The organism is Acidovorax sp. (genome assembly GCF_046341535.1).
GTDB lineage: Bacteria > Pseudomonadota > Gammaproteobacteria > Burkholderiales > Burkholderiaceae_C > Acidovorax.
Genome location: NZ_JBKDRI010000045.1, coordinates 1 through 7021, shown reverse-complemented (window position 1 = coordinate 7021; position 7021 = coordinate 1). Strand labels below are relative to the sequence as shown.

At 63.4% G+C, this 7021-nt stretch carries 4 protein-coding genes, 1 tRNA gene and 1 riboswitch; of the genes, 4 read left to right on the top strand and 1 reads right to left on the bottom strand.

What is annotated here, in order from left to right:
• The first annotated feature begins 261 nt into the window (after positions 1–261).
• Positions 262–346: transfer RNA gene (locus tag ACK543_RS03080), tRNA-Leu, on the top strand.
• A gap of 132 nt (positions 347–478) precedes the next feature.
• Here ACK543_RS03080 and ACK543_RS03075 read toward each other — a convergent pair.
• Positions 479–3196: a DUF349 domain-containing protein gene (locus ACK543_RS03075; protein ID WP_409941392.1), complete on the bottom strand. Its 2718-nt coding sequence runs from the start codon at positions 3194–3196 to the stop codon at positions 479–481.
• A 700-nt stretch (positions 3197–3896) separates the two neighbouring features.
• Between ACK543_RS03075 and ACK543_RS03070 the strand changes: the two genes are divergently transcribed.
• The 3 genes from ACK543_RS03070 to nrdR all read left to right on the top strand — a co-directional run bounded on the left by ACK543_RS03070 (position 3897) and on the right by nrdR (position 6713).
• Positions 3897–4742 carry a transglycosylase SLT domain-containing protein gene (locus ACK543_RS03070; protein WP_409941391.1) on the top strand — a complete coding sequence of 282 codons (846 nt, stop codon included), beginning with the start codon at positions 3897–3899 and terminating at the stop codon, positions 4740–4742.
• A gap of 70 nt (positions 4743–4812) precedes the next feature.
• Positions 4813–4963, top strand: a riboswitch (ZMP/ZTP riboswitch).
• 37 nt (positions 4964–5000) lie between these two features.
• Entirely contained in the window at positions 5001–6245 is a 1245-nt protein-coding gene (gene glyA / locus ACK543_RS03065) for a serine hydroxymethyltransferase (RefSeq protein ID WP_409941390.1), read from the top strand.
• Between the two features lie 18 nt (positions 6246–6263).
• Positions 6264–6713, top strand: a complete 450-nt coding sequence (nrdR, locus tag ACK543_RS03060) for a transcriptional regulator NrdR (protein WP_409941389.1) — start codon at positions 6264–6266, stop codon at positions 6711–6713.
• The last annotated feature ends 308 nt before the right edge of the window (positions 6714–7021 follow it).

Here is a 7021-nt window from a genome sequence, read left to right as displayed (position 1 = left end):
GCAGGGCATGATGAGCGTATATCTGGGGTGCCGGTCGGGTTTGTTGCGTTGAAATGGCCGGACTGGGGGTGAATATCGGGGTTTCTCTGCCCGGTTTCTGTGCGATTACGGAACCCGGGGGATTGGGGTCACGGATTCAGGGACATGTTTCGGCAACGCGATCTCCGCTGGGTGCCGCAGCACCAAAGGCCGTGCGATAAATATTCGCCAGCCGCTCTTTTCGAGAAATTTCCTGCTCTACAATTCGAAGCGTAATCTGAAGCCCAGGTGGCGGAATTGGTAGACGCACTAGTTTCAGGTACTAGCGAGTAACATCGTGGAGGTTCGAGTCCTCTCCTGGGCACCAAGCAAAAAGCCGTTGCATCCGCAACGGCTTTTTTACTTTGGCGCAACGGTGTTGCATGTGCGCAGGCCAACGCCCATACGGGGTGCAGCCCCAAAATTTGGCACCAACGGATTCAGCGCGGCACGTGGGCCTTCACCCCTTTTGACGCAGCAATACCTTCAACACATTCTGAAGGCGACGGGCATGGGCTGCGTCGCTTGCGCTGGCCAGCACGCGGGCGGTGTCCTGACCCCAGGTCTGCACTGGCGACGGGTCGTTGCGGCGCGTGAGCAGTTGGAGCTGCAACATCCGACGGGCCGCCATGTGCTCCGCCGGCGTGGGCGCATCGGCCGCCATCTCCAGCCGCAGCAATGCCTCCGACGCATCGGCCTGGGGCGCTGCCGACAAGGCCTGAATCCAGGCGGTACGCACCGAGGGCGTCACGCCAGCACCCAACTCCTGCGCGCCAGGCACCTGGGACGGGTCACGCTTTTCCCAGGCCGTCAGCAGCTGGGTGAGCGCCTCGCCGTGCGCCTGTGCTGCAAGCTTCTTCAGGGCCAGCTGCGCACGCTCCATGGCGTCGCGCTGGGCCCGGAAAGCTGTGTCGCCCAGACGGGGACCGCGGTCCTCGAACGCGGGCCGGTCGGCGTAACGGCCACCCCGCTCCGGACGGTCGCCAGGCTTTCCATCGCGACGCTCGCCCGGTCGGACTCCACGACCGGCGGGCGCAGCCGCTTCCTTCTTCATCCCAGGGCGATCGTCGCCGCGCACCGCCACCACCGGCCGACTGGGCTTGGATGCAGGCACGGGGGCGCTGGCAACAGCTCCACTCTCGGCCGCCTGCTCCACAGCGGGGTCAGTGGCCAAAGCAACCCCTGCCCCGCCGACATCCGGGCCCGCGCCAGACTGCTGCTCCTCGCGCTGCGCCGTGGCCACGGCTTCGGCCGCCTGGGCCTGTCCACGCAGCGCGGCTTCCAGCCCCTGCATGGCCGCGCGAATCCGCTGGGCATCGCCCGATGCATTGGCCGCTTCCAGCGCCTTGGAGGCCTCCAGCACCACCTTGTCGCGCGCACTCAACTCGTTCACGGCACGGTCCCGGTCTGCCGACTTGCGGTTGAACGCGTCGTCGATGGGCTTGCGGAAAGCATCCCATAGTTTTTGCTCGTGCTTGCGGTCCAGCGGAACCGCCTGCGCCTCGGCCTGCCAGCGCTGCTGCAGCGCCTTGACAGCATCGATACGCAGCGTGGGGGCCGCTCCGAGCGCCACAGCCTCGTCGATCATGGCGTGGCGGCGCGCCAGGCTGTCCTTCTGGGCAGCCTCAAACGGCGCTGCCGCAGCGCCGATGGCCTGCCTCCACAAGGGCTGCAACTCGGCAAAAATTTTCTCGCCGACATGGCCGCCCTCGCGCCAGCGGTCGCCAAACTGATGCAGCGCGCGGTGAATACCCTTCCAATCGCCCGATGCTGCGTGCTCCTGGGTCCAGGCCTTGACCTCCTCGATCAGCGCCAGGCGCTGCGATTTATGCTCGGCGGCTTCAGCGCGAATCTTCTCGAGCCAGGCTTCGACGACCTTGTGCGCGGCATTGCAGGCCTCGTCAAACTTCTTCCACAAAGCGTGATTGGGGGCAGCACCTTGGTCCGCTTTCTTCCACTGGTCCCGCAGGCTGCGCAGGGTCTCTTGCATCTTGCGGCCCCCCAGGGCCTGCCCGTCGGGACGTTGGAGCAGCGCCTCGGCCTTGGCCACCAGTTCCTCGCGCACCTGGTCGGCACCCCAGCGCTGCCAGCCCTCCAGTTCACCGGCAGCCACCAGCGCAGCATGCACTTGGTGCTCCAGCGCCTGATCGATGTTCCGTCCGTGCTGTTTGAGCACGGCGCGCAAAGCCGCCGCCGCACCAACGCTGGCCTTGCCATGGCCCTGGGCTGTTTCACGCTCCAAAGTCGTGAGCGCTTCACGCACGGCCTGCATGGATTTTTCGACGGCTTGCGTGGAAAGCCGGGGTTTTGGCGCACGCGCAGACTTGCCAGAACCAGCCCCAGCCACATCGCCACTGCCAGCCTCTGGCGGCAATCCTCGTGCGGCGCGCAATTCGTCGGCCCAGACGGGCACCGGGGGTAGGGGTGCGTTGATATCTTCCGCCGCAAGCACGGCCTGGGCGACAGCGGGCTGAAATGCGTCCCAGACCACCAGAAGCTGCAGGCGCGATGCGTCCAGCAAGGGCGGAAAGCGCGCATCCACGCTCGGCCAGCTTCCATCGCTGGCCAGTTCGTCGGCCTGCTGCTGCCAACGCGCCACATCGGCACTGAGCATGTCCAGGGCGGCATGGGCATCGCGCCAGGGCTTGGTCGACAGGACCTCGATGCGCTGTGCCAGCAGCACAGCTGCCTCGCGCTGCACCTGAACACGGTGCTGGAGGTCTTCGATCACCTTGACGCGATCCGCCAGTTGGACCTTCAACAGCGAGAGCGGCTCGCGCGACAACGGCGCGCCCGCCTTGGCGGCGTCACGCTGCCACGCCATGGCATCTGCAATATTGAGCTTCGAAGCGGCCAGCAAAGTCTGGGCCTTGCCGACCCACTCGGCAGCGATGGCCTCCTGACCCTTTTGGCGGCGGATCTCATCAAGGCGCTCCCGCACGGCACGGGCAGCGCCCTTGTCGCGGCCGCTCAGCTCTTTGAACACCTCCTGCAACTGCTCTGGCCCGGGTTGGGTGGCAAGCCAGTCCCGAATGCGCGATGCGCGCTCGCCCGATGTCGCGGCAGAAAAAACGCCGCCGGTCAAAGCATCCAGCGGATGCGGCTCATGGGATTTGGCCGGGGCCGGATTCACTTCGGGTGCGTCAGACATTTTGTTGCGGGAGAGAAAGGGAAACATGGGTTCAAGGGAATCACAAATGCGCCAGGACGAGAGCGGTCGGGCGCCGCCTGACCAACGTCAACCACCGGTCTTCAGAACGGGCCGTTGCGCACGCCTGAAAGTCTGGGCCGACACAGGCCAACGGAGAACGTCGCCATGGAGGCGCTGACGCCGCAGCGCGCACGCCAAGGTCGGAAGGTTCCAGCAATCATATGCGCGGCCCTCCATTATCTCTACAGATGCGCAGTCGCCCGCATTGCGGCGCTGCCAGGGGTGTGAGGTCAGGACGGCAACACCGTGCCGATGGCGGCGCTGCAATGGCAGACCTGCTCACGCAAACACAACGGCGCGGCAGTCGCCCAGGCCATTTTTCAATCGACCCGCTCGCTGAGACCGATCCAGGACTCGCAAGACCACGCGCCTCGGAGCGGTGAAGCCAGAAAACACATGGTCGCTCTAATATTCTTTTAAAGAATAACAATTTATTTTGTTAGTATTGACTGTGCATTAAGACAACTCCTAGAATCCGCCTGCTTCGCGACACACCCGTAGAAACCCCAATCGCTGCCGACCCCCTCGGCAATTTCAAACGGGGTAGCACGCCCACAACCGGCGTGCCACCTGCCGTTTTGAAGGCGTACCAATCCAGGCATCCTGCCCAAGCCCGAGGCTCCACAAGCCGCAACGGGTAGTGGGCAAAGCCGCAGAAAGGAGAGCTATGACAGCGTTAGGAACCATGCTTCGCGGTTTCCGTACCTTTGCCACCGATGTGGTGGAGGGATTTCTTGAGATCACCCACAACAGCTTTGCGCTGATTGGCCTTGCGCTCGCGTTCGTTGTCATCACACTGGCCGCCCGCGACGACCTGCGCCAGGCCGGTGAGGAGCAACTGATGACCTGGCTGCGGGAGCGTCAGGTGGAGATGGTCGGTATGCCGATCGAACCCGAGGCCAGTGGCCGTGCAACCGCGGCCAATCCGAAGGACCTTCCCAAGCCACAGGCAGCCATCGCGTTCTGGCTGAGCAAAAAATACCGCGTGGCCGCTGAGCCGCTGAGCGTTCTTGTGGCCGAGGCCTTCGAAATCGGCACGCGCGCCAAGATTGACCCCACCCTGATCCTGGCGATCATGGCGGTGGAGTCAAGCTTCAATCCGTTCGCGCAAAGCCCGGTGGGCGCTCAGGGACTCATGCAGGTCATGACCACGGTGCACACCGAAAAGTACGAGAACTTTGGTGGCCATCTCGCCGCGTTCGACCCCGTGGCGAACCTGCGCGTGGGCGTGAAGGTGCTGCAGGAATGCATTGCCCGTGCCGGCTCGCTGGAGGGCGGACTTCGGCACTACGTGGGGGCGGCCAACAACCCGGATGACGGCGGTTACGTGTCAAAAGTCATGGCCGAACATCTCCGCTTGCTCCAGGTGGCCAGCGGCCAAAACGTGCCGCTGACGCCGCCCGCGCTGGCGACTCAGGCAACGCCTCAAGCTCTGCCCGTGCCCCTGCCACCGGAGGCGCCCGGGCCATCCCCCGCAGCGCACGACAAGGTCGCGCTGTTTGACGGACTGTGATGTAGCGGCCGTCCCCGCGCTCGGTTCTACCCAGCCCAGGGCGGCTTTTGAAGGCCTCCTCAGTTACAATCGGCCAGCACGCAACTGGCGATAGGCGCGATGCCCAGAGGGCATGGCCGCTGACGTGGAACCCGGCAGGAACCCGCTTCTTGCAAACCACTGGGGAGCGTGCCGCAAAGGCGCGAGGCCCTTGCGTTCAGCCGTTCGCCTGGGCAGCCCCTTGTTTCAAGGGACGCAAGTTCTTAGGACTGCCACATCATGTACGACCGCTCTATTCTTGTCGAACAAACCGATCCCGAGCTTTTCGCTGCCATCCAGGCCGAAAACGCGCGGCAGGAACACCATATCGAGCTGATTGCCAGCGAAAACTATGCATCTCCCGCAGTGATGTGGGCGCAGGGCACCCAGCTGACCAACAAGTACGCCGAAGGCTACCCGGGCAAGCGCTATTACGGTGGTTGCGAGCATGTTGACGTGGCCGAGCAGTTGGCCATTGATCGCGTCAAGAAGCTCTTTGGCGCAGATGCCGCCAACGTGCAGCCGCACTGCGGCGCGTCCGCAAACGAAGCCGTATTCCTGGCCTTCATCAAGCCCGGCGACACCATCATGGGTATGAGCCTGGCCGAAGGCGGTCACCTGACCCACGGCATGCCACTGAATATGTCGGGCAAGTGGTTCAACGTGGTTTCTTACGGCCTGGATGCCAATGAAGCCATCGACTATGACGCGATGGAAAAGAAGGCGCATGAGACCCGGCCCAAGCTGATCATCGCCGGTGCATCGGCCTACAGCCTGCACATCGACTTCGCCCGCTTCGCCAAGGTGGCCAAGGATGTGGGCGCGATTTTCATGGTGGACATGGCCCACTATGCAGGCCTGATCGCTGCCGGCGTGTACCCCAACCCGGTGCCTCATGCGGATGTGGTCACCTCCACAACGCACAAGAGCCTGCGCGGCCCCCGTGGCGGCATCATCCTGATGAAGGCTGAACACGAAAAGGCCATCAACAGCGCCATCTTCCCTGGCCTGCAGGGCGGCCCGCTGATGCACGTGATCGCAGCCAAGGCGGTTGCTTTCAAGGAAGCCCTGCAACCGGAGTTCAAGGCCTACCAGGAGCAGGTGATCAAGAACGCCAAGGCGGTTGCAGAGACGCTGACCGAGCGCGGCCTGCGCATCGTCAGTGGCGGCACCCAGAGCCATGTGATGCTGGTCGACCTGCGCGCCAAGGGCATCACCGGCAAGGAAGCCGAGGCCGTGCTGGGCGCAGCGCACATGACCATCAACAAAAATGCGATCCCGAACGATCCGGAAAAGCCCATGGTCACCAGTGGCGTTCGCATTGGCACCCCGGCCATGACCACGCGGGGTTTCAAGGAAGAACAGGCGCGCATCACGGCCAACCTGATCGCTGATGTGCTCGACAACCCACGCGATGAAGCCAACATTGCCGCTGTGCGCGACAAGGTCAACGCGCTGACAAGCCGCTTCCCGGTCTATCGCTGATCCCAGGGCAAGCGCACCATGAAATGCCCCTTCTGCGGACACCTGGACACGCAAGTCGTCGAAACACGGGTCTCCGAAGACGGGGAGTTCATCCGTCGGCGACGGCAGTGCGGCGCCTGTGACAAGCGCTTTACCACCTACGAGCGGCCGGAAGTGAGCTTTCCGTCCATCGTCAAAAAAGATGGTCGGCGCATCGATTACGAGCGAGCCAAGCTGCTGGGCTCTTTCAACCTGGCGCTGCGCAAGCGCCCGGTGAGCACCGACCAGGTCGATGGCGCCATCGAGCGCATTGAGGAAAAACTCCTGAACCTGGGCTCGCGCGAGGTTCTGTCCAGCCGCATTGGGGAGCTGGTAATGCGTGAACTCAAGAAACTGGACAAGGTGGCCTACATCCGTTTTGCCAGCGTATACCGCAGCTTTGAAGACATCGACGATTTCCGTGCGATGGTTGACGAAGTACGCAAATAGGGGTGCTCCGTCTGGCCTGACTGGCGTGCTGACGGGAGGGCCTGTCGGACCTGAACGTCATCGGCTGCCGATCGTTTTGGCCAGGGCAGACCGACAAAGACGCCGCTTCTTGGGGGCGTCCCACGCGCGCACCAGTGCCAGCACCCAAGGGCGAGCAGCGCCACCAGTTTTAGCCCGGATATTTCACCGTCCTCCGTAAAAACGATGACGGCATGGCCCTTTGAGTGCGCGTTTATCGAGGTGTAGAAACTTGATGAACGAGCGAGCCATGCCGAATCCAAACTGTACCGAACAAACTGAACTCGATC